This window comes from Pseudomonas sp. GW456-L13 (assembly GCF_017350115.1).
In the GTDB taxonomy this organism is placed as follows: Bacteria; Pseudomonadota; Gammaproteobacteria; order Pseudomonadales; family Pseudomonadaceae; genus Aquipseudomonas; species Aquipseudomonas jessenii.
Window position 1 is genome coordinate 479,929 of record NZ_JACNAS010000001.1, and the last position, 23,756, is coordinate 503,684.

The window sequence follows — 23,756 nt, forward strand, 5'->3', positions numbered from 1 at the left end:
AAAGCGTCGCGTGCAAAACCCCTTTCGGGGTGGTCCGTCACCCGGTTCCTGATTCTCGGGCAGAGGAAACAGGGTGACAGGTGGGTGAAGCTGGACGAGACACTCAGGTCACATTCACCTTCCGTGAATGGGCATCTGCAAAAACGACTGGACTGCGTGCAGCGCAATGTCTTTACGGGTGCTCATCCGTTGCGCAGCTTAACGAGTGCGGCAAGGCCCGTGCTTGCGGTGCTGCGACATATTCGGTCAACGGTACGCTGCTCAACGCATGCGCATCGAACAACACTAGCATTCGCACAGGAAAATGACGGTTTTCTGTCCGGTTTTACGGGACATGCGTACCAGAAATGACCAGTAACACTCTGGCCGTCCACGACCCGGTCATTGACACTCGGACAAGCAGAAATGTGCGCGGGCTGGCAGAATCGCCCGTTATTGCGTTTACCACGCTCGTCGAACCAGGAATTTCCCATGAAAATGAAAACCGCCCTCTTGATCGTCAACCCTTGCGACGACGAAGAAGACAACATGGCCATGCTCTGCTGCCACAGCGACCAGGGCGAAATGTTCCTGATGAGCCGCTACCCGGATGAAGACGAGCTGGAAATCACTCTGGACGGCGAGCCTTCGACCCTGGACGGCGTGAAAGTCACCCTAAGCCCTTCCCTGCTGAAGATCGAAATTGCCGCGGCTGATGCCGATGCGCTCAACGGCGACGATGTATTGGAAATCACCTTTGATGCCGACATGGTGGATATGGATGAAGTTGAGCTGACCTTGAAGAACATTCTTGATGGCACTGGCACCTTCATTAGCCAGCTCTGAATATCAGCGCCTGTTCCGACCTCATCGCGAGCAAGCTCGCTCCCATATTTGATTGCATGCCTCAGTGACGGCGTGGTCCCCTGTGGGAGCGAGCTTGCTCGCGATGGCGTCAGTAAGCCCGCCACAATACTGAAATGGAACGAACCTCCAACAATTTCACCCATCTTTTCCCGCACTTTGCGCAAAATGCCGTTAGTCGCCACCCCCCGCGATGGATTAAAGTAACGCCCCCAGCCCTGGCGCATTTCGAACGTCCTCGGCCACCCTTTTGCAGGAACAGTCATCGATGGAACATCGTGAAGCGCTGCTAGCGCTGCGAACCTTTCTTTCAACGCAGATTCTCGGCCAGGAAAAACTCATCGAGCGATTGCTCATCGCCCTGCTCGCCGACGGCCATATGCTGGTCGAGGGTGCTCCTGGCCTGGCCAAGACCAAGGCCATCAAAGAACTTGCCGAAGGCATCGAAGCGCAGTTCCACCGCATCCAGTTCACCCCTGACCTGTTGCCGGCCGACATTACCGGTACGGAAATCTACCGCCCGGAAACCGGCAGCTTCGTGTTCCAGCAAGGCCCTATCTTCCACAACCTGGTATTGGCGGACGAAATCAACCGAGCCCCGGCCAAGGTCCAGTCGGCCTTGCTCGAAGCCATGGGCGAGCGGCAAGTCAGTGTCGGGCGCAGCACCTACGAGCTGTCGCCGCTGTTCCTGGTGATGGCCACGCAGAACCCGATCGAGCAGGAAGGCACCTACCCGTTGCCGGAAGCCCAGCTTGACCGGTTCCTGATGCACGTGAAAATCGGCTTTCCCGATGCCACTGTCGAGCGCCGGATTCTGCAGCAAGCCCGTGGAGAAGCCCTGAACGGCGAAGCGAAGCCTGAGCGTCGGGTTACTCAACAGACGATTTTTGTCGCACGCAAGGAAATCCTCGGTCTGTACATGGCCGACGCCGTGGAGGAGTACCTGGTACAACTGGTCATGGCCACCCGCACCCCGGCCAAATTCGACCCGGAGATGGCCGAGTGGATCGCCTACGGCGCCAGCCCCCGAGGTTCGATTGCCCTGGACCGCTGCGCCCGCGCCCACGCCTGGCTGGCCGGACGTGATTTCGTCAGCCCGGAAGACATCCAGGCCGTGCTGTTCGACGTGCTGCGCCATCGCATCATTCTTTCCTTTGAAGCCGAAGCCGCTGGCATCGATCAGGACCGTGTGGTCCAGCGGATTCTCGACGTCGTAGCCGTCGCTTGACCCCGATGAACGCCAGCCTGCCGCCCGAGCCGGGCATCCGTGTCAGCCTCGCCGACCTGATCGAGATGCGCCATCGCGTGCGCGAAGTGCAGCTGTTTTCCACGCCTGGCCAACGCAGCCCGCTGATCGGCCTGCACCATTCCAAATTGCGCGGGCGTGGCGTCGACTTCGATCAGGTGCGGGTCTATCAGGCCGGCGACGATGTGCGCACCATTGACTGGCGTGTGACCGCGCGCACCCAGGAGCCTCACACCAAACTGTTCCACGAAGAACGTGAGCGGCCGATATTCATCATGGTCGAACAAAGCCACCGGCTGTTTTTCGGGTCGGGCCTGATGTTCAAGTCGGTGCTCGCCGCCCAGGCCGCGAGCCTGATCGGCTGGGCAGCCCTGGGCCACAACGACCGGGTCGGCGGGCTGGTGTATGGCGACAATGAGCACTATGAAATCAAGCCTCGGCGCAGCAAGCAAAGCCTGCTGCAGTTGCTCAACCGGCTGGTGCGGGTCAACCGGTCGCTGACCACCGAGGGCGAGCCGGACCGCGACGCCTTTGGCATTGCCTTGCGCCGAGCGCGTGAGGTGTCACGTCCGGGCAGCCTTGTCATTGTGATTTGCGACGAACGCGCGCTATCGGAAAGCGCCGAGCAACAGCTGAGCCTGTTATCGCGTCATTGCGACCTGTTGCTGCTGCCGGTGTCCGATCCGCTGGATCATGCCCTGCCCGCCGCCGGCCTTTTACGTTTCGCCGAGCGCGGAGCGCAATTGGAACTCGATACGCTGAATTTCGACCTGCGCCAGGCTTACCGGGCCCAGGCTGAAGCGCGTATCGCGCGCTGGGAGCTGCTCGCGCAAAAACTGCGGGTGCTGATGATGCCGTTGAGCACTCAGAGCGAGATGGTCGAGCAATTGCGCGAATACCTGAACCCACAGAAACCGGGGAAAGGTCGATGAGCAGCCTTGATCAACTGCAACCACTGATATCCCCGCCACCGGTGGAATTCTGGCCTCCGGCACCGGGTTGGTGGTTGCTGCTTCTGTTGGTGCCGCTGATCGGTTTGGGCCTGTGGAAGCTGCGTCGTTTTATTCCGGACAGGCGCCCCGTGGTGCGTGCAGAACAGCCGCTTGACCCGGTGCGTCTTGCCGCCCTGGCGGAGCTGGCCTTGATGCCCAAGCCCTACGACGGTGCGCCGGCCGGTGCCTGGCTGCAGCAACTCAACGGTTTGCTCAAACGCCTGTGCCGCAACCACTACCCCTACAGCCAGAGCCACACCCTCAACGGGCGAAAATGGCTGGCGTTCCTCGACAATCGCTGCCCGGCCGCCGGCCTGACTCGCTGGATGGTGCTGGTCGAAGGCGCCTACAAACCCGAATGCAAACTCGACGACAAGGCCATCGCCGGCCTGACCCAGGCCGTCGACACATGGATTCGCAAGCATGTTTGAGTTCGCCTGGCCGTGGATTTTTGCCCTTCTGCCGCTGCCGTGGCTGATGCGCATCATATTGCCGGTGGCCGACAGTGGCGAACCGGCGCTCAAGGTCAGCTTCCTCAGCGACCTGGAAGGCCTCGCCGGGCGTCGCGCCCGGGCCAACCTGCCAGCATGGCGCCAGCAGGCACCGTTCATAGTGCTGTGGCTGTTGCTGCTGGTCGCGGCGGCCCGCCCGCAATGGCTCGGCGAACCCTTGCCGATTGCCGCCAGTGGCCGTGACTTGCTGGTGGCGGTGGACGTTTCCGGTTCCATGGACTTCCCTGACATGCAGTGGCAGGACGAAGAAGTGAGCCGACTGGCGTTGGTCCAGCACCTGCTCGGCGATTTCCTCGAAAGCCGCGAAGGTGACCGGGTCGGCCTGATCCTGTTCGGTAGCCAGGCCTACCTGCAGGCGCCGCTGACCTTCGACCGCCACACCGTGCGCGTCTGGCTCGATGAAGCGCGTATCGGCATTGCCGGCAAAAACACCGCCATCGGCGATGCTATCGGCCTGGCCCTCAAGCGCCTGCGTTCTCGTCCGGCAACAAGCCGCGTGCTGATTCTGGTCACCGACGGCGCCAACAATGGCGGTGAAATCGACCCGTTCACCGCAGCCCGGCTGGCGGCCAAGGAAGGCGTGAAAATCTATCCGATCGGCATTGGCGCCGATCCAGAGCAAAGCGGTTCCGTGGGTTTCCTCGGCGTGAACCCGAGCCTGGACCTCGACGAGCCGTCCCTCAAGGCCATCGCCGAAGTCACCGGCGGTCAGTACTTCCGCGCCCACGATGGCAAGGAACTGCAATCGATCAAGGACACCCTTGACCAACTGGAGCCCGTGACCCAGCAACCGACCCAGGCCCGCCCGGCCCAAGCGTTGTATCACTGGCCGCTGGCCCTGGCGCTGTGGTTGAGCATGCTGCTGCTGGCCCCCGTACTCTGGCCGGACAACCCGTTGCAACGCCTGTTTACCAGGGATCTGTTTTTGCAAACGCAATTGCTGCCTGACTGGCGCCAGCGTCTCAAACGCCTGCGCCTGCGGAGGCGCCGATGAGTGCGCTGTGGCCGTACTGGTTCCGCCCCTGGTGGCTGCTGTTGCTGCCGGTGCTTGGCTGGTTGCTCTGGCAACTCTGGCACCGCAAGAAGCGCGCCGGGCGCTGGCAAATGATCCTGCCTGCGGCGTTTCACACGACATTGCTCAGCGGTGGCAGTGGACGTGACAGTAAATTGCCCTGGATCGCCCTCGGTCTCGCGTGGCTGTTGACCGTGCTCGCCCTGCTGGGTCCGGGCTGGCAGCGTGTCGAGCAGACCAGTCAAAAGCCCGCCGATCCGCTGGTGGTGATTCTCGAACTGACCCCGGAAATGCTCGCCACCGACGTCACACCCAACCGACTCGAACAGGCACGACGCAAGGTGCTTGATCTGCTGCAGATTCGCAGCGACGCGCAAACCGCCATCGTCGTCTACGCCGGCAGTGCCCACACGCTGGTGCCGCTGTCAGATGATCTTTCCACCAGCCGCAATCTGTTGGATGCGCTGAAACCGTCGTTGATGCCAGCGGCCGGTCATCGCGCCGATCTGGCGGTGCTCAAGGCCCTGGCGTTGCTCGAACAGGCTGCTTTGGGCGATGGCCGGATCCTGCTGATTGGATCGTCCCTGACCGACCAGGAGCGGCTGGGCATCCGTCGCGCGCTGAACGGCAAATCGACTCAATTTTTGATGCTCGGCATCGGCACCGCCGAAGGCTCGCCGATCACCCAGGAAGACGGCAGCTTCCTCAAGGATGAACAAGGCGCCATTCTCGTGCCGCGCCTGGACGAGCCCGGCTTGAAAAATTTCGCCAACGACCTGGATGGCCGCTATCGCCAGGCGCGCCTGGACGATAGCGACCTGCACGCCCTTGGCCTGCTCGACGGTCCACGCCACTTGCGCAACGACGGTCAGACCTTGCGCCTGGACACCTGGGCCGATCAGGGATACTGGCTGCTGCTGCCACTGCTGCTGCTCGCGGCCTGCGCGGGGCGTCGCGGTTGGCTGTTGTGCCTGCCGCTGCTATTGGCGCTGCCTCAACCGAGCTACGCCTTCGACCTCGCAGACCTTTGGCTGCGTCCGGATCAACAAGGCTCGCATTTACTCAAGCAGAAACGCCCCGCCGAGGCCTCCCGACGCTTCGAAAATCATCAGTGGCAAGGCGTGGCGCTCTATGAGGCCGGCGACTACGCAGGCGCCGCCGAGCGGTTTGCCGAAGGCGACGATGCCCACTCCCACTACAATCGAGGCAATGCCCTGGCCAAAAGCGGTGAGCTGGAGGCGGCCCTGGACGCTTACGAACAGGCACTGGAACGTCAACCGGATTTGCGTCCGGCACTGACCAACAAGGCGCTGGTCGAACGCCTGCTCAAGGAGAAAAATACTCCTCCTGAGCCAGACGCCGCCAGCAACGCCCGGCCCGAAGCCGAATCGCCGGAGCCACCGCCCGGTGTCGCCGCTCAACCCTCGAGCAGCGGCGAACCAAAAACCGAGGGGCAACCGGCCCGCCCGGGTGAGGAACAACCACCCACCACACCGCCGAAACCGGGGGGCAACGAGGTTCCGGGCAGCGAACTGGGTGACGAACAACACACCACACCGCCCTTGCGCCCGGCCACCGACAGTATCGAAGGTGAGCAGCGCCAGGCACTGGAGCAATGGCTGCGACAGATCCCGGATGACCCCGGTGAACTGCTCAGGCGCAAATTCTGGTACGAACAGCAACAACATCAGGATCAGGAAGAAACTCGATGACCCGCTTCACCGTTTTATTGCTCGCGCTGCTGCATGGCCTGTTGTTCTGCACCGTTCAGGCACAGGCAGCAGAACTGGTCGCCAGTGTTGATCGCAGTCGCCTGAGCTCAGGCGAGACGGTCGAGCTGACCCTGGAATCCAGCGATGTCACTCAGTTCGGCAAACCGGACCTGGCGGCGCTGGAGCCGTTGTTCGAAGTGCGCGGCACACGCCAGGTCAACCAGCTGAACACCCTGAGCGGAGAAAACCAGGCCACCACCCGCTGGATCGTCACCCTCCTGCCCCGGCAAAACGGCAGCGTGGTGATTCCGTCATTGCAACTGGGGGAACTGCAGAGCCAGCCGATCACCCTGCAAGTGGTCGAGAGCGCAACACCGGACAACCCGAACCAGCGGGCCGCGGTGTTCATCGATGCCAGCCTCGATCAAACCAGCGTGTACGTGCAGGCCCAGGCGGTCCTGACCCTGCGCATCTACCATTCGGTGTCGCTGTACGACGACAGCAGCCTGCCACCCTTGCAGATACCTGACGCACGCATCGAACAATTGGGCGACTCACGCACCTACGAAAAGGACATCGACGGCCTGCGCCATGGCGTGATCGAAATGCGCTACGCGATCTACCCGCAACACAGCGGCGAACTGATCATTCCGGCACAGGTTTTCAACGCCGCGCTGGTCGACCCACAACCGGTACAGGACGCAGCCCAGGGGCCAAAAGCCGGCAAGCTGATGCGCGTCACCTCGGCCGAACTGCTGTTGACGGTCAAGGCCAAGCCCCTCACCTATCCGGCCGACGCGCCCTGGCTGCCTGCCCGCAGCCTGACCCTGAGCGAAATCTGGAACCCGGAGCCGGATCACACTCAGGTCGGCGATTCGCTGACCCGCAGCCTGACGGTGAAGGCCGAAGGCTTGTCCAGCACCCAACTGCCACCGCTGCCCGGCACCGACGTCGGCGGCCTGCGCCGCTACCCGGATCAACCGGTGCTCGGCAACCAGAACAGCGAACGCGGCCTGGTCGGCAGTCGTGAAGACCGCGAGGCCCTGGTGCCGACAAGGACCGGCGCCATCGAGCTGCCCACCGTCGACGTGGTTTGGTGGAACACCTTCGAAGATCATCTGGAACACAGCAGCCTGCCTGCTCGCACGCTGCACGTGGTGGCCAATCCGAGCCTGCTGGCCGACACCCCGGCCGGCGCCTCACCGGTCGATGCCAGCGCCGACAGCGAAGCACTCTGGCGCTGGAAGCTCAGTACCTTGATCCTGGCCTGCACCACCCTGCTCGGCTTTGGCCTCTGGTGGCGTGCCCGCTGGCAACCGGCGGTGGCGCGTGTCGCGCAAACCGGCCCGAGCCCGCGCACCGTGCTCGACGACCTCAAGCGCGCCTGCCAGGCCAACGACTCCCACGCCACCCGCCAGGCCCTCGACGCCTGGGCCCGCCAGCAGCCGGAAACCCTGGCCGACATGGCCGCCCGCTTCGTACCTCTGTCCGACGCCCTCGACGGCCTGAACGGCGCGCTGTACAGCGAAACCGGCCAGTATTGGCAAGGTGACGAACTGTGGCGGGCGATCAAGGCGATTCCGATGGCCGAACGGGTTCAGGACCCTGTCGGTGACAGTGGGTTGCCGCCGCTTTATCCCAAGTAAACACCGACCTGGCGACAAAGATGCATTTGTGGCGAGGGGGCTTGCCCCCGTTCGGGCGCGAAGCGGCCGTAAATCCGGGCGGCTCGGTGTACCAGGAAAAACCTGGGGCCGCTCCGCAGCCCAACGGGGGCAAGCCCCCTCGCCACAGGCAAGCCCCCTCGCCACAGGCAGCCGTCCTCGCCACAGAACTCCCTGCCATAAGAAGTTTGGTGTGCAACCACACCCGACCGGTTTACCAGTAAACTCTTCCCCCTTTCGCCGCCTTCATTTTTCACGCGGCCATTACCTATTTTGTAGCGGAGTTCGCCTTGCGCTTGTTTCACACCTCCGACTGGCACCTCGGGCAGAACCTGCACGGCCAGGATCGCGATTTCGAACACGGCTGTTTTCTCGAGTGGCTGTTGCGTCAATTGAAGCTCGACCAGCCGGATGTGCTGTTGATTGCCGGCGATATCTTCGACACGGTCAATCCGCCGGTCAAAGCCCAGGAGCGTCTCTACGACTTCATCGTCAGCGCCCACGAACAGCAGCCGTTGCTGACCATCGTGATGATTGCCGGCAACCACGATTCCGGCTCGCGGATCGAACTGCCCGCGCCGTTGATGCGCCGCTTGCGCACTCACGCGCTCGGTCGTGTGTTGTGGCTGGATGACGGGCAACTGGATGCCGAGCGTTTGCTGTTGCCGCTGCCGGATGCCAAAGGCAAAACCGTCGCCTGGTGCCTGGCGCTGCCGTTCCTGCGCCCTGCCGAAGTCACCGGCGCGCATCTGGGCGACAACTACCTGCGTGGCATTGGCCAGGTCCATGAATGGCTGATCGAGGCGGCGAACGCAAAGCGCAAGAAAGGCCAGGCGCTGATCGCCATCAGTCACGCGCACATGGCGGGCGGTTCGGTGTCGGAAGACTCGGAGCGCAGCCTGATCATCGGCAATGCCGAAGCCCTGCCCGCCAGCCTGTTCGGACCGAGCATCAGTTACGTTGCCCTCGGCCACTTGCACAAGCCGCAGAAGGTCAACGGCGAGGAGCGCATCCGCTACAGCGGCTCGCCGATTCCGTTGTCGTTCTCCGAGATCAGCTATCAGCACCAGATCCTCGACATCAAACTCGATGGCGAAACCCTGGTCAGCGTCGAGCCGAAACTGATCCCCCGCGCGGTCAACCTGCAACGCATCGGCCCGGCGCCATTGAGCGAGATCCTGGTGCAACTGGCGGACCTGCCGAACATCGACCTGTTGGCCGACATCCAGCGCCAGCCATGGCTGGAGGTGCGGGTGCGTCTCGACGAGCCGCAGCCCGACCTGCGCAATCAAGTGGAAACCGCCCTGCAAGGCAAGGCCGTGCGCCTGGTGCGCATCGCCGCCGAGTACGCCGGCAACGGCGGCCGTGACGGTGCCGACGAAGGCAGCACGCTGATCGAACTGGACCAACTCACGCCTCAGGAACTGTTCAGCCGCGCCTGGCAGGACAACTACGGCAGCGAGGTCGACGAGCAGACCCTCAAGGACTTTGCCGAGCTGTTGCAGGACGTGCAGATGGAGAGCGAACAACCATGAAAATCCTCGCGATCCGCCTGAAAAACCTCGCCTCCCTGGCCGGGCCATTTGAAATCGACTTCACCGCCGAACCCCTGGCCAGTGCCGGACTGTTCGCCATCACCGGCCCCACCGGCGCTGGTAAAAGCACCTTGCTCGATGCCCTGTGCCTGGCGCTGTTTGGCGCCGTACCGCGCCTGAACAACACCGGGCGCGACGCCAAGGTGCCGGACGCCGACGGCGAAATCGCTACCGGCGACCCACGCACCCTGCTACGTCGCGGCACGGGTGAAGGCTATGCGGAAGTGGATTTCGTCGGCGTCGACGGCCGCCGCTACCGCGCCCGCTGGGAGGCCAATCGCGCCCGGGACAAGGCCGCTGGCAAGCTGCAGGCCAGCCGCCAGAGCTTGCGTGACATCGATCAGGATCAATTGCTCGCCAGCCAGAAAGGCGAATACAAGACTCAGCTCGAAGCCGCGCTGGGGCTGAATTTCGAACAATTCACCCGCGCTGTGATGTTGGCGCAAAGCGAGTTCAGCGCGTTCCTCAAGGCCGACGACAACGACCGCAGCGAACTGCTGGAAAAACTCACCGATACGGCGCTCTACACTCGCCTCGGTCGTCGGGCCTTCGACAAGACCAAGGAGGCCCGCGAGGCGCACAAGCTGCTGCAGGATCAGGCCAGCGGGGTAACGCCGCTGTCACCCGAAGCCCGCGTGGAACTGGATGAGCGCTTCAGCCAGGCGCAGCAACAACTCAAGACCCAACAGGCGCAGCTCAAGCAGCTTGAACTGCAGGACACCTGGCTCAAGGACCTGCGTCGATTGCAGGACGAGCATCTGGCCGCCAGCGAACAACTGCAATCGGCGCAGACCCACTGGGAGGCCTTGGCCAGCGAGCGGTTGAGGCTCACCCGTCTCGAACAGCTGGCCCCGCAACGGCACCAGTTCGCCCGTAAAGCCGAGGTCGACGCGCTGCTGACACCCTTGGCGGCGCAAATTGCCTTGCAGACGCAGCAACATGGCGAACTCGGTGAGCGCCAGACGCTGCTTGAGCAACAGCTCGGCAGCGCCCGGATCGCCTTGAGCGAAACCCAACAGCGACAAGCCGACAGCGCGCCGTTGCTGCGTCAGGCCTTCGAAGCCCAAAGCACCCTCGCCCGCCTGGCCAAGGACACCGCCCTCAGCGCCGAAGCCAGGCAGCAGGCGCAACAGGCCTGCACCCAGGGTCAGGGCACGATTCAGACCTTGCTCGATCAGCAAGCCCGAGGCGCCGGGGACTTGCAGCGCATCGCCACGGGGCTTGAGCAAAGCACGCATCTGGCACCGCTGAGCGATGCCTGGAATGCCTATCGCGACCGGCTGCAACAGTTGATGCTGATCGGCAATCGACTGAATCAGGGCCAGGCCGAACTGGCCAGCCTCGAACAAAACGCCGCGAGCACCGACCAGGCGCTCACCGCGCAGAAGCAGCAACTGGAGGTGCTGTTCAAGGAGGCCGGTGCCGAACCGGATGCCGTCGCCGAACAGATCGGCATCCTGGGTAGCCTGTTGCAGGACAACCGCAAGCAACTGCGCGCCGTCGAAGACCTTGCGCGCCTGTGGGCCAGCCAGCAGGATCTGGACAAACGCAGCGCCGAGCTGCAACAGCGCCAGCTCACCGCGCAGCAGGAACGTGAACGCCTGACCCAGGACGGGGTCAAGGCCAAGGCTGATCTGAGCGTTGCCGAACAGACCCTCAACGTCACTCGCGAACTGCTGGAGCGTCAGCGTCTGGCGCGCAGTGCCAGTGTCGAAGAGCTGCGCGCGCAGTTGCAGGACGATCAGCCATGTCCGGTCTGCGGCAGCAACGAGCACCCCTATCATCAGCCCGAAGCCCTGCTGCAAAGCCTCGGTCGTTTTGATGAAAGCGAACAGGCCAACGCGCAAAAGGCCGTCGACCTGCTCAAGGAAAAACTCACTGACCTGCGTGCCGAAGTCGGCGGGCTGATCGCCCAGCAAAAGGAACTGCTGCAACAGCAGGAGCAACTGGCGACCCAGCAGCAAGCCCTCGCTCCGAGCCTGGAAGCGCACCCGCTGGCGGCCCAACTGCTGAATCAGGATGCCGCCAAACGCGATGCCTGGCTCGTCCAGCAAAACAGTCAGCTCAACCAGAGCATCAGCCAGGACGAGCAACGGCAGAGCGCGCTGCTCACCCTGCAACAGGATGCCGCACGCCTGACCCAGCAACTGCGCCATGCCGAAACCGCGCACCAGCAAGCGGCCCAGCACCTGAGCAATCAACAGCGCGAATTGAACAACGACCGCCAGCGTCTGGACGAAGAACTCAAGGCATTCGCCAACCTGCTGCCGGCCGAAACCCTGCAAGCGCTGCGCGTCGAACCGGCCGCGACCTTCATGCAGCTCGACCGGCAGATCGCCGAGCGCCTGGCGCAACTCGAACAACAAAAGGAAGAACTGGCCGAGCAGCAACAGCGCCAGCAACACCTGGAGAAGGAACAGGATCGCCAGCAAAGCCGCGTGCAGCAATTGCAGGCCGCCGAACAGCAATTCACCGGGCTGGCCGAGCAGCAACAGGCGAGCCAGCACACACTCGGGCAATTACTCGGCGAACACAGCAGCGCCGAGCATTGGCAACAGCAACTGGAACAGACCGTGGAACAGGCACGCAGCGCCGAAGCCAGCACTGCGCAGACGTTGCAAAGCGTCGTCACGCAGTCAGTGCAAATCGCCGCCGAGCTCAAAGCCCAGCGGGAACGCTTGCATGCATTGGAAGGCGAAGAACTTGAGCTCGCCGGCAAGATCGGCGACTGGCGTGCCCGTCATCCCGAGCTGGATGACGGCGGCCTCGAAAACCTGTTGAGCGTCGACGACACCCAGGTCAGCGAACTGCGCCAGCGCTTGCAGCACAGCGAAAAAGCCATCGAACAGGCCAACGTCCTGGTACAGGAGCGCAACAAACACCTGCTCAATCATCAGGCACAACAGAACGGCAACCTCGATGCCGAGCAATTGGCCAGTGCGCTGATCGACCTGCAAAACCTGGCCGCCGCCAGCGAGCAACACTGCGCCGAACTGCGCGCCGAGCAGGCCGAGGACCAGCGCCGGCAGAACGCCAATCAGGCCCTGGCGCAGCAGATTGCCGACGCCTACAACGAGTATCAACGCTGGGCACGCCTGAATGCGTTGATCGGCTCCGCCACCGGCGACACCTTCCGCAAGATCGCCCAGGCCTACAACCTCGACCTGCTGGTGCATCACGCCAACGTGCAATTGCGCCAACTGGTGCGCCGCTATCGCCTCAAGCGCGGCGGCAGCATGCTCGGGTTGCTGGTGATGGACACCGAAATGGGCGACGAACTGCGTTCTGTGCATTCGCTGTCCGGTGGCGAGACCTTCCTGGTGTCGCTGGCGCTGGCCCTCGGTTTGGCGTCGATGGCGTCGAGCACGTTGAAAATCGAGTCGCTGTTCATCGACGAAGGCTTCGGCAGCCTCGATCCCGAATCCCTGCAACTGGCCATGGATGCCCTCGACGGCTTGCAGGCTCAGGGCCGCAAGGTCGCGGTGATTTCCCACGTACAGGAAATGCATGAACGGATTCCGGTGCAGATTCAGGTCCAGCGCCAGGGCAACGGCCTGAGTACCCTGGAGGTGAAATGAACACGCTGTATTCCTTCCGCCGCTGCCCGTACGCCATGCGCGCACGCATGGCCCTGCGTTATTCGGGAGTGGCCGTGGACATCGTCGAAGTCAGCCTGAAGGCCAAGCCCGCCGAGATGCTCGCACTGTCGGGCAAAGGCACGGTCCCGGTGCTCAGCGCCGATGGCCGGGTGATCGACGAAAGCCTCGACATCATGCGCTGGGCCCTGGCTCAGAACGATCCTCAGGACTGGTTGCTCAAGAATGATCCTGTCGCAGCGGAGCAAATCGCTCCTTTGATTGAACAGAACGATCAGGTGTTCAAGGTGCACTTGAATCGCTACAAGTACGCGGAACGTTATCCCGAGCAGCCGATGGAGGTTTATCGCAATGAGGGTGAGGTGTTCCTGCGCAGGCTGGATCAGATGCTGGAAGGCCGCGACTATTTGCTGGCGGACCATCCAAGTCTGGCGGATGTGGCGTTGATGCCGTTCGTACGGCAATTCGCCCATGTCGATCGCGATTGGTTCGGGCAGACCCCTTACCTGCGCTTGCAGGCATGGCTACAGCGGCTTTTGGAGTCGGACCTGTTCACATCAATCATGAAGAAATAACCATCTCCCCTGTAGGAGCCAGCTTGTTGGCGAAGGTGTGTCAGTTGACGCTGTGGTGCCTGATACACCATCGCCAGCAAGCTGGCTCCTACAAAGGTCCGTGGTGCGTCGAAGACTCAGGCCAGCACCTGACACATCCCGATGGCCGAGCAATCGACCTGGAACGGGCCGAAAACCACACCTTCACTCCTGATCGGTGGATTGCCGGCCAGCATGCCCTGGGCATTGGCGTTTTCGATGTTGCGGGCAATGTTGTGATTGGCTTCGATGGCCCGTGCCACCGAGCCTGCCGAGCCCTGTCCGATCCCCAACAGGGAGGATCCGTTGGTCATGAACGCCAGGAAAGCGATGACCCAGAGTCTGTGTCCTTTCATGCGCCGACGACTCCTGCGAGTTCAGCCTGATCAACGCTGGCGTTTTGCGCACGGTGTTCAAACTGGATGCCGGGATGAGCGACCTGGATCGGCGCCTCGAAGGTGGATTGCGACTGCGCTGAAAGGCTGACCAGCAGCACCATGGCAAGGTAAAGACCGATCGCCACATAGGCGCCGTGTTTGGCAGAAGTGAGAATTGCGCTGGCCATGATGTTCTCCGCAGGCATGTTTCAATGCCCACAGAATCGATCAAAAAAGCCTGGTTAACCACTCAGGGATATCCATAGTGACCATCAACTTCATTGATCATTAAGCCAGACTATTTCAGTCTTCAATAAAACTCATCAAGCGCTCGCGCGCAGCATCCGGCTCACCCGGAACAGGGTCGGCTGCCGACAGAATGGGGGTGGAATAGAGAAAAAGTAGAACCAATGCCAGACGCGTCACCATGCTGTCGATCCTTGCCGTGAGGAGGAGTCAAAAAATCAGCGTCAATTTAAACTCATGGCAATGTGATATCAAGCGCGATGTTGATGGCAAAGTGATGCTGTCGCAAATGCGTTATGCAGGAGCGACATCACTCTGATCGTTTTCAACACCTGTTTTTCAACATCAGGCTCTTCGATCATCAGTGACTTCGCTCCCGCATAAAGGCAGGGCTGACGTTCAGGCTTGGGTTTTGTGATCCAGCGCGGCGTAGAAGTTGGCACTCTGTTGCAGGTACTTCGGGGTGTAGCTCTGGGTGTGGGCTTTTTTGTCGCTGATTTCAACGTTTGCACTGGCTGGCAGCGCAACGGTGGCGGAAATGGCGGAAGCGGCGATGACAGAGAAGATGTTGAAGTTCATGGCGGTATTCCTCGGATTCGGTTGGCTTGCTTGCCCGGTGGGGCCGTGAAGCAAACTTAACCCTCGAGGGTTCGTGCCTTGAAATGCTTTGTAGCAGTACCAGATATCAGCGTCATTGATAAAAGCAGGCAGGCCCCATCAACCGGGGCCTGCGGCTTATTGACGCAGCAGAAACCTGAGGTCGCTCGGGGCATCCATCGGCAGTTTTTGCACGGTCTTGCCCAGCAGACCGGTCCTGGCGTCGCGTTCGACGACGACAATCTGGTTGCTCTTCTGGTTGGCGATCAACAGGAATTTGCCGCTCGGATCGAGGCTGAATTCCCGCGGATGATCGCCCTCCACCGCCCGCCGTTGCAGCTCACTGAGGTGGCCGGTCGCCGGATCGATGGCAAACACCAGCAGTTGATTGGCCGTGCCACGGTTGCTGACGTAGAGGAACTTGCCGTCAGCCGAGGCATGCAACGCCGCCGCAGCCTTGTCCGATACCGGTTGCCCGGCAGCCAGATCGACCATCTGCGTCTGTTCGAGTTGGCCGTCGTGGTAATCGAACACCGCCACTTGCGCGCTCATTTCCATGGTCAGCCAGGCATGTTTGCCATCGGCGCTGAACAGCAGGTGGCGCGGCCCGCTGCCCGGCGGCAGTTGCACGAATGCCGGGGTGGCCGGGGTCAACGGCAGTTCCGGGTTGGCCTTGGGGTCGAAGCGGTAGGCAAACACCTTGTCGGCGCCCAGGTCATTGGCGAACACGTATCTGCCGTCCGGCGACGGGATCGTCGAATGCACATGGGCCGAGGCCTGGCGTTCGGGATTGACCCGGCTCGCCGGGTGGCTGCTCATCTGCACCACCGCTTTGAGCTTGCCATCGGCCGCCACCGGCAATACCGCCAGGGTGCCGCCCGGGTCTTCGGCCACCGAGTAATTGCTGACAAACAAATGGCTGCCGTCGATGCTGAGGCTGGAATGGGTCGGCTCGTTGCCCAGGCTTTGCACCTGGCTGATCAGGCTCAGCGCGTGGGTCTTGGGATCAATCGCGAAACTGCTGACGCGCCCTACCGGATCGGTCTGGCCAGGGCCGTTTTCGTTGACCACGAACAGGTGTCGCTGATCCTTCGACAGGGTCAACCACGACGGGTTCGCGCTCTTGATCACTTGCAGGGGGCTGGCATCGATCTGCCCGGTGCGGCTGTCGAACGCCAGGCGGTAGATGCCCTGGCTTTGACCAGCGGTGTAGGAGCCCACCAGCAGCTGATAGTCCTCGGCGGATGCGACCTGGACGCCCATGGCGCCGATGCTGCCGGCCATCAACAGTGGCCAGAGGTTACGCATCGTCTTGGTCGTCTTCTTCGTTGTCACCGCTGACGACATCGCCCAGGCACACCAAACGGTGTTCACCCGAGTCACCGGTGATCAACCAGCTTTGCAGCGTAGAGTCGAAGGTCGCGGCCTGGACCTGCGCCGGAGTGAACTCCCAGTGTTTGGCCGCACGGCCATCCATGCATTCAATGTGCAGGTTATCGAACTCGTCGAGGGCGAATTCGAAGGCATGCAGCCCGTCGATCTCCACCATTCCGCAGTGTTCGAGGGCATTGAGCAAGGTGTCGGTTGGGGAAGTCATGGCAATCAATCTTTGAATGAGAAAGACGCAATGATAGCTCATGCACCACCTCCCCTGTAGGAGCGAGCCTGCTCGCGATGGCGGACAGCCAGTCAACATCTGCATTGACTGGACTACCGCTATCGCGAGCAGGCTCGCTCCTACAGGGATTGTGTCAGCCGCTAGAGTGCCTCGCGGGACGACTGCCCATCCACCAGTCGCTGGATGCGCAGCGGATTGCCGTTCTTCAGTGCATCCGGCAGCAAGCTGTCCGGGTAGTTCTGGAAGCACACCGGGCGCAGGAAACGATCGATGGCCAGTGTGCCCACCGAGGTACCGCGCGCATCGGACGTTGCCGGGTAAGGCCCGCCGTGGACCATCGAATCGCAGACTTCCACGCCCGTCGGATAGCCATTGAGCAGGATGCGTCCGACCTTCTGCTCCAGCAACGCCGTCAGCCCGGCGAACTGTTCGAAGTCTTCCGGCTCGCCAATGACGGTGGCGGTCAACTGGCCGTGCAGACCATTCAGGGCGGCCATCAGTTGCGCATGATCGGCCACTTCAACCACCACCGTGGTCGGACCGAACACTTCCTCCTGCAGCACTTCGTCGCCATCGAGCAGCAGGCTGACGTCGGCCTTGAACAGCTGCGGCTGTGCCTGATTGCCCTGTTGCGGATTGCCGGCCAGGTGCTCAATCCCCGGATGCGCGAGCAGTTTTTGCAAGCCCTGACCGTAGCTGCTCAGGGTTCCGGCATTGAGCATGGTTTGCGCCGGCTGATCGCCCATCAACCCGGCCACTTGCTGCACAAAGGCACTGAACGGCGCTGAGCGAATGCCGATCACCAGGCCCGGATTGGTGCAGAACTGGCCGCAGCCCTGAACCACCGACGCCGTGAGATCCCGGGCGACCGTGTCGGCCCGCGCCTGCAGCGCCTCGGGCAAGACGATCACCGGGTTGATGCTCGACATCTCGGCAAACACCGGAATCGGTTGTGCGCGGGCCGCTGCCATGTCGCACAAGGCTCGACCGCCCTTGAGCGAACCGGTGAAGCCCACGGCCTGAATCGCCGGATGCTTGACCAGCGCCTCGCCGACGCCACCGCCGTAGATCATGTTGAACACGCCGGCCGGCATCCCGGTTTTCTCGGCGGCTCGAATGATCGCGTCAGCCACCCATTCAGCCGTGGCCATGTGACCGCTGTGGGCTTTGAACACCACCGGGCACCCGGCGGCCAGCGCCGAGGCGGTATCGCCGCCGGCGGTGGAGAACGCCAGCGGAAAGTTGCTGGCACCGAACACCGCCACAGGTCCCAAGCCGATGCGGTATTGCCGCAGGTCCGGACGCGGCAACGGTTGACGCTCCGGCAATGCCCGGTCGATCCGTGCGCCGTAGAAATCACCGCGACGCAGGACTTTGGCAAACAGGCGCATCTGCCCGCTGGTGCGTCCACGCTCGCCTTGAATCCGGCCGGCGGGCAGCGCCGTCTCGCGGCAGACCACCGCGACAAAATCATCACCGAGGGCATCCAGTTCATCGGCAATGGCCTCGAGAAACTGCGCCCGTCGTTCCGCGCTCAGGCTGCGATTGGCCGGATACGCGGCCGCCGCCGCGCCGGCCGCCGCATCGACTTCCTGCACTGTCGCCTGATAAAAGGCGTGAGGCAAAGCCTCGCCCGTTGTTGCATCGACACTCTGCAACTTGATGCTGCCGGCGGCGCTGCGCTGGCCGCCGATGTAGTTGTGACCAAGGATCCGGGTCATGGGTAACTCCTCAAAGTGTGCCGACGGTGCCGGGCTCGAAAGCCGCTGCGACCGGTGCGATGCCGTTGATCAATGGCGCGCCGAATTCAGCCTGGGTGATCTCGAACACGTCACCCGGTTGCGTGCGAATGCCATCGGCAAAGGACAGGGTCGCCGTGCCGAAGAAGTGAATGTGCACGTCCCCCGGGCGCAGGAACTGGCTGTACTTGAAATGATGGAATTCGAGGTTGGCGAGGCTGTGGCACATGTTCGCCTCGCCGCTGAGAAACTCGTTCTGCCACAGCACTTCGCCGTCACGCAGGATGCGGCTGGTGCCCGCCAGATGCTGCGGCAGTTCGCCAACCCGCAGTTCCGGGCCATAGCTGCAGCTGCGCAGTTTCGAGTGGGCCAGGTACAGGTAGTTCTTGCGCTCCATGACGTGGTCGGAGAACTCGTTGCCCACGGCAAAACCCAGGCGATACGGCTTGCCGTCGTGACCAATCACGTATAGGCCAGCGATCTCCGGCTCTTCGCCGGCATCTTCGGCAAACGGCGGCAGGGGAAACGGCTGGCCCGGCCTGACGACGATGCCGCCATCGCCTTTGTAGAACCACTCCGGCTGCACACCGGCTTCATCCACCGCCGGCTTACCGCCCTCCACGCCCCATTTGAAGATGCGCATGGTGTCGGTCATCGCGGTTTCGTCTCCACTTTGCTGGTGCATCTTGTCCCGGGCCGAGGCGCTGCCCAGGTGGGTCAGGCCCGTGCCGCTGACCAGCATGTGCGCCGGGTCCGCATGGTCCAGGGGCGGCAGGATGCGCCGTTGTGTCAGCAACTCGGCATAGTCGTGGCTGATGCCCAGCCCCAGGCTCTGTACCTGTTGCTCAAGGCTTGCGCTCGCCTCGATCGCCGCCAATGCCAGATCGCGAACGGTGCGCGTGTCCTGTACTTCTCGGACCAGGCCCGCCTCGACCACGCCGACACGACGTTCGCCGTTACTCAATTCGAACTGAACCAAACGCATGAATTTTCTCCTGTTAACCCAGAACCTGGGCAAACACGACTCCCTGTGGGAGCGGGCTTGCCCGCGATGACGGCGGCACATTCAACATTGATGTGCCAGACAGATTGCTATCGCGGGCAAGCCCGCTCCCACAGGGTCCGTGATGATTTGTTGTTTCCTGTCAGGTGCGCGAAGCCCCACGTGCACTTGCTGCAAATTGATCGGCTGGCAGGACGTATTTACGTTCCAGCAAGCGATACACCACACCGGTCAACACCAGCCCGAACACCATCACCCCCGACAGGAAGTACAGGCCCGAAGCCAGGTTGCCGGTGTATTCCTTGAGTGCGCCGATCACGAACGGACCGAGGTAACCGCCGAGGTTGCCCACCGAATTGATCAACGCAATCCCCGCCGCCGCACTGGCACCGGCGAAGAAGCGGCCCGGCAAGGTCCAGAACACCGCCGTGCAGGAGAACAGTGCAAACGCCACCAGGCACAGCGCCGCCAGTTGCAGCACAGGCACCGACAGCCAGGCGCTGAGGAACAGGCCAATCGCACCCAGCACGTAAAGCACGGCGAGGTGGCCGTAGCGGTCGTTCAAGCGGTCGGAACTGCGCGGGATGATCAGCAAACCGACAATGCCAAAGATGTACGGCACCGCCGAGACGAATCCGGTCACCAGGTCGCTGCCGCCGAACTGTTTGATCAGGGTCGGCAGCCACAAACCCAGGCCATAGATGCTCAGGGTCACCGGCAGGTAGAACAGCGCCAGCAGCAGGACGCGCTTGTCCTTGAGGGCGTGCAACGGGTTGCCGTGACGGGTCTGGCCGTAGGCATCCAGATCCTTTTTCAGCTCGCCACTGAGCCAGTCCTTTTCCGCCTGGTCCATCCACTTCACTTGCTGCGGGCCGTCCGGCAGGTAACGCAGCACCGGCCAGGTCAACAGGATCGCCGGGGCACCAATGACGATGAACAGCCACTGCCAGCCGTGCAGCCCCAACACGCCGTCCATGCCCAGCAAACCACCGGACACCGGGCCGGTGATCATCATCGCAATGGGTTGCGACAGGATGAACAACCCGAGGATCTTGCCGCGATGGCGCACCGGGAACCATTGGGTGATGTAGTACAGAACGCCCGGGAAGAACCCGGCTTCGGCGGCGCCGAGCAAAAAGCGCATCACATAGAAGCTGTTCGGTCCCTGGACGAAGGCCATGCCGATGGTGATGGCGCCCCAGGTGACCATGATCCGCGCGAACCAGCGCCGTGCGCCGAAGCGGTCGAGCATCAGGTTGCTGGGGATTTCCAGCAGGAAGTAGCCGATGAAGAACAACCCGGCGCCAAGACCGTAGGCGGCATCGCCCAGGCCGATGTCTGCGCCCATGTGCAATTTGGCGAAGCCGACCGCGGAGCGGTCCACATAGGCGATCAGGTACAGCAGGATCAGGAAGGGAATCAGTTTCAGCGTGATGCGGCGGATAAGCCGCAGTTCCTGGCTCATGAGAACGGTCTCCGATTGTTGTTGTTATAGAACCTCGGGGGACGCCTCTCGCGAAGAATTCGCCAGGGCCATCCCTCCGTTTGAGCGGACTATATAGTAATACTTTTTACTCAACAACACTTCCAAAGCGCACAATTTGCGCTTATGTTACGCCTCAGCTCGAACAATATAGTCATACAATAAGAGAATCGATCATGTCTGATAAGAAACCCACCCTGCGCTCCGCCCAATGGTTTGGCACCGCCGACAAGAACGGCTTCATGTACCGCAGCTGGATGAAGAATCAGGGCATCGCCGACCACCAGTTCCATGGCAAGCCGATCATCGGCATCTGCAACACCTGGTCGGAACTGACCCCGTGCAACGCGCACTTCCGCCAGATCGCCGAGCACGTCAAACGCGGTGTGATCGAGGCCGGGGGCTTCCCGGTGGAGTTTCCGGTGTTCTCCAACGGCGAATCGAACCTGCGCCCTACCGCCATGCTCACCCGCAACCTGGCGAGCATGGACGTGGAAGAAGCCATTCGCGGCAACCCGATTGACGGCGTCGTGCTGCTGACCGGTTGCGACAAGACCACCCCGGCGTTGCTGATGGGCGCCGCCAGTTGCGACGTGCCGGCCATCGTCGTCACCGGCGGGCCGATGCTCAACGGCAAGCACAAGGGCAAGGACATTGGCTCGGGCACCGTGGTCTGGCAGCTCAGCGAACAGGTCAAGGCCGGCACCATCAGCATCGACGATTTCCTCGCGGCCGAGGGCGGCATGTCCCGCTCGGCCGGTACCTGCAACACCATGGGCACCGCCTCGACCATGGCCTGCATGGCCGAAGCGCTCGGCACCTCCCTGCCCCACAACGCGGCGATTCCGGCCGTGGACGCACGCCGTTATGTGCTGGCGCACATGTCCGGCATGCGTGCCGTGGAGATGGTGCGCGAAGACTTGAAGCTGTCGAAGATCCTCACCAAGGAAGCCTTCGAAAACGCCATCCGCGTCAATGCCGCCATCGGCGGTTCGACCAACGCGGTGATTCACTTGAAAGCCATCGCCGGTCGCATCGGCGTCGAGCTGGACCTGGACGACTGGACCCGTATCGGTCGCGGCATGCCGACCATCGTCGACCTGCAACCGTCCGGGCGCTTCCTGATGGAAGAGTTCTATTACGCCGGTGGCTTGCCGGCGGTGCTGCGTCGCCTCGGCGAAGCCAACCTGATCCCGAACCCGAACGCCTTGACCGTCAACGGCAAGTCCATCGGCGAGAACACCAGGGACGCGCCGATCTATGGCGAGGACGAAGTGATCCGCACCCTCGACAACCCGATCCGCGCCGATGGCGGCATCTGTGTATTGCGCGGCAACCTGGCACCGCTGGGCGCCGTGCTCAAGCCGTCCGCCGCCACGCCCGAACTGATGCAGCATCGCGGTCGTGCGGTGGTGTTCGAGAACTTCGACATGTACAAGGCTCGGATCAACGATCCGGAACTGGACGTGGATGCCAACTCGATCCTGGTGATGAAGAACTGCGGGCCGAAGGGTTATCCGGGCATGGCCGAAGTGGGCAACATGGGCCTGCCGGCCAAGCTGCTGGCCCAGGGTGTGACGGACATGGTGCGTATTTCCGATGCGCGCATGAGTGGCACGGCGTACGGCACGGTTGTGCTGCACGTCGCCCCGGAGGCCGCTGCCGGCGGTCCGCTGGCCGCAGTGAAGGAAGGCGACTGGATCGAACTCGATTGCGCCAGCGGCCGCTTGCACCTGGATATTGCGGACACCGAGCTGGCCGCGCGCATGGCCGATCTGCAACCGCCACAGAACCTGATCGTCGGTGGGTATCGTCAGTTGTACATCGACCACGTGCTGCAAGCGGACCAGGGTTGCGACTTCGACTTCCTGGTCGGTTGCCGTGGGGCCGAGGTGCCGCGTCACTCCCACTGACACCCCCCCTTGTAGGAGCGAGCTCGCTCGCGATGGACCCGAGACCGCCGCGGGGTGTCAGGTTCCCCACGTTATCGTTGACGTCCATCGCGAGCGAGCTCGCTCCTACAGTCGACTCGCCGCGCCTGCTATCATGCGCGACACCTCTTCGCACAGGACCGTGCCGTTTCCCATGGATTACCGCAAACCCTCCGACCGCAAAAGCATGCACTCGCGCATCGTCCAGGAACTGGGCATGCAGATCGTCTCGGGACGTTTCCTGCCCGACGACAAACTGCCCGCCGAAGCGCTGTTGTGCGAAGAATATGCGGTCAGCCGGCCGGTGCTGCGTGAAGCCACCCGGGTACTGGTCGCCAAGGGCCTGGTGTATTCCCGCCCGCGGGTCGGCACCGTGGTCAAGCCGCGCAAGGACTGGCACATGCTCGATCCGGACGTGCTGCACTGGTTGATGCAGAGCAGTCCGCAGAATCAGTTTTTCGACCTGCTGACCAGCGTGCGCAGCATCATCGAACCGGCCGCTGCCGCCCTCGCCGCGCAATTCGCCACGGATGCGGATATCGCCTCCATCGGTGAGGCCTACCAACGCATGGAAGCCGCACCGACGCCGGAGGCTCTGTTGCAGCCGGACCTGGACTTCCACAGTCGCATCGCCGATGCCACGCACAACGACCTGCTGGCCAACCTGTGCAACATGCTCTCGGTGGCCATCGCCGAAGCCTTGAAGCATTCGAACCAGCGGCCGAACCTGCATGAACTGGCGCTGCCCCGGCACAAGGCGATCCTGACCGCCATCGAAAACCGCGACGCCCTCGGCGCGCGGCATGCGACGTTGGTGCAGCTGGACGATGCCCGCAGCGCGCTGAATGTGGTGCTCGGCAGCGATCCCGCCTGATCACCGAAGAACCCTGTGGGAGCGAGCTTGCTCGCGATGGCCGCCGAATGTTCGATATCAATGCGGCTGACACTCCGCAATCGCGAGCAAGCTCGCTCCCACAGGTTCCAGGGCGAAACCATC

21 protein-coding genes are annotated in these 23,756 nt (G+C 62.5%); 12 read left to right on the plus strand and 9 right to left on the minus strand.

The window, feature by feature from the left end; genetic code table 11:
* The first annotated feature begins 471 nt into the window (after positions 1-471).
* The 10 genes from J4D25_RS02065 (at position 472) to J4D25_RS02110 (ending at position 13,747) form a co-directional block, all read left to right on the plus strand.
* Positions 472-825: a hypothetical protein gene (locus J4D25_RS02065; protein ID WP_057715001.1), complete on the plus strand. Its 354-nt coding sequence runs from the start codon at positions 472-474 to the stop codon at positions 823-825.
* A 286-nt stretch (positions 826-1,111) separates the two neighbouring features.
* Positions 1,112-2,071, plus strand: a complete 960-nt coding sequence (locus tag J4D25_RS02070; RefSeq protein WP_057715002.1) for a MoxR family ATPase — start codon at positions 1,112-1,114, stop codon at positions 2,069-2,071.
* 5 nt (positions 2,072-2,076) lie between these two features.
* A complete protein-coding gene (locus J4D25_RS02075; RefSeq protein ID WP_057715003.1) occupies positions 2,077-3,021 on the plus strand; it encodes a DUF58 domain-containing protein in 945 nt (314 codons plus the stop codon).
* Positions 3,018-3,512, plus strand: coding sequence for a DUF4381 domain-containing protein (locus J4D25_RS02080; RefSeq protein WP_057715004.1), 495 nt, complete (start codon positions 3,018-3,020; stop codon positions 3,510-3,512). The genes J4D25_RS02075 and J4D25_RS02080 overlap by 4 nt, the downstream gene beginning before the upstream one ends.
* Complete coding sequence (locus tag J4D25_RS02085) at positions 3,505-4,587, plus strand: VWA domain-containing protein (protein WP_057715005.1); 1,083 nt, start codon at positions 3,505-3,507, stop codon at positions 4,585-4,587. The genes J4D25_RS02080 and J4D25_RS02085 overlap by 8 nt, the downstream gene beginning before the upstream one ends.
* On the plus strand, positions 4,584-6,317 hold the full coding sequence (locus J4D25_RS02090; RefSeq protein WP_057715006.1) for a VWA domain-containing protein: 1,734 nt from the start codon (positions 4,584-4,586) through the stop codon (positions 6,315-6,317). Before J4D25_RS02085 ends, J4D25_RS02090 begins: the two co-directional genes overlap by 4 nt.
* Positions 6,314-7,963: a BatD family protein gene (locus tag J4D25_RS02095; protein ID WP_057715007.1), complete on the plus strand. Its 1,650-nt coding sequence runs from the start codon at positions 6,314-6,316 to the stop codon at positions 7,961-7,963. The genes J4D25_RS02090 and J4D25_RS02095 overlap by 4 nt, the downstream gene beginning before the upstream one ends.
* Positions 7,964-8,271: 308 nt before the next feature.
* Positions 8,272-9,516, plus strand: coding sequence for an exonuclease SbcCD subunit D C-terminal domain-containing protein (locus tag J4D25_RS02100; RefSeq protein ID WP_057715008.1), 1,245 nt, complete (start codon positions 8,272-8,274; stop codon positions 9,514-9,516).
* Complete coding sequence (locus tag J4D25_RS02105; protein WP_057715009.1) at positions 9,513-13,154, plus strand: AAA family ATPase; 3,642 nt, start codon at positions 9,513-9,515, stop codon at positions 13,152-13,154. The genes J4D25_RS02100 and J4D25_RS02105 overlap by 4 nt, the downstream gene beginning before the upstream one ends.
* The gene (locus J4D25_RS02110) at positions 13,151-13,747 is read left to right on the plus strand and encodes a glutathione S-transferase (protein ID WP_057715010.1); all 597 of its coding nucleotides are present in this window, start codon (positions 13,151-13,153) and stop codon (positions 13,745-13,747) included. The genes J4D25_RS02105 and J4D25_RS02110 overlap by 4 nt, the downstream gene beginning before the upstream one ends.
* A 116-nt stretch (positions 13,748-13,863) precedes the next feature.
* Here J4D25_RS02110 and J4D25_RS02115 read toward each other — a convergent pair whose 3' ends face one another.
* The 9 genes from J4D25_RS02115 to J4D25_RS02150 form a co-directional block, all read right to left on the minus strand.
* Entirely contained in the window at positions 13,864-14,121 is a 258-nt protein-coding gene (locus tag J4D25_RS02115; RefSeq protein WP_057715011.1) for a hypothetical protein, read from the minus strand.
* Positions 14,118-14,330 (minus strand): hypothetical protein, encoded by a 213-nt coding sequence (locus tag J4D25_RS02120; protein WP_057716614.1) that lies wholly within the window; start codon positions 14,328-14,330, stop codon positions 14,118-14,120. The genes J4D25_RS02115 and J4D25_RS02120 overlap by 4 nt, the downstream gene beginning before the upstream one ends.
* Positions 14,331-14,445: 115 nt before the next feature.
* The gene (locus J4D25_RS26875; protein WP_258536466.1) at positions 14,446-14,571 is read right to left on the minus strand and encodes a hypothetical protein; all 126 of its coding nucleotides are present in this window, start codon (positions 14,569-14,571) and stop codon (positions 14,446-14,448) included.
* 216 nt (positions 14,572-14,787) lie between these two features.
* Positions 14,788-14,967 (minus strand): hypothetical protein, encoded by a 180-nt coding sequence (locus tag J4D25_RS02125; RefSeq protein WP_057715012.1) that lies wholly within the window; start codon positions 14,965-14,967, stop codon positions 14,788-14,790.
* 156 nt (positions 14,968-15,123) lie between these two features.
* Positions 15,124-16,293: a lactonase family protein gene (locus tag J4D25_RS02130; protein ID WP_057715013.1), complete on the minus strand. Its 1,170-nt coding sequence runs from the start codon at positions 16,291-16,293 to the stop codon at positions 15,124-15,126.
* Complete coding sequence (locus J4D25_RS02135) at positions 16,286-16,624, minus strand: DUF5629 family protein (RefSeq protein ID WP_057715014.1); 339 nt, start codon at positions 16,622-16,624, stop codon at positions 16,286-16,288. The genes J4D25_RS02130 and J4D25_RS02135 overlap by 8 nt, the downstream gene beginning before the upstream one ends.
* A 119-nt stretch (positions 16,625-16,743) precedes the next feature.
* Positions 16,744-18,324, minus strand: coding sequence for an aldehyde dehydrogenase (NADP(+)) (locus J4D25_RS02140; RefSeq protein WP_057715015.1), 1,581 nt, complete (start codon positions 18,322-18,324; stop codon positions 16,744-16,746).
* Positions 18,325-18,334: 10 nt separating this feature from the next.
* Positions 18,335-19,327, minus strand: coding sequence for an AraD1 family protein (araD1, locus tag J4D25_RS02145; RefSeq protein ID WP_057715016.1), 993 nt, complete (start codon positions 19,325-19,327; stop codon positions 18,335-18,337).
* A 160-nt stretch (positions 19,328-19,487) separates the two neighbouring features.
* Positions 19,488-20,810: an MFS transporter gene (locus J4D25_RS02150; RefSeq protein ID WP_057715017.1), complete on the minus strand. Its 1,323-nt coding sequence runs from the start codon at positions 20,808-20,810 to the stop codon at positions 19,488-19,490.
* A gap of 194 nt (positions 20,811-21,004) precedes the next feature.
* On the opposite strand from J4D25_RS02150, the gene J4D25_RS02155 reads away from it, so the two are divergent.
* Both J4D25_RS02155 and J4D25_RS02160 read left to right on the plus strand, forming a co-directional pair.
* Positions 21,005-22,741 carry an IlvD/Edd family dehydratase gene (locus tag J4D25_RS02155; RefSeq protein WP_057715018.1) on the plus strand — a complete coding sequence of 579 codons (1,737 nt, stop codon included), beginning with the start codon at positions 21,005-21,007 and terminating at the stop codon, positions 22,739-22,741.
* A gap of 172 nt (positions 22,742-22,913) precedes the next feature.
* Complete coding sequence (locus J4D25_RS02160) at positions 22,914-23,633, plus strand: FadR/GntR family transcriptional regulator (RefSeq protein WP_057715019.1); 720 nt, start codon at positions 22,914-22,916, stop codon at positions 23,631-23,633.
* Positions 23,634-23,756: the final 123 nt, after the last annotated feature.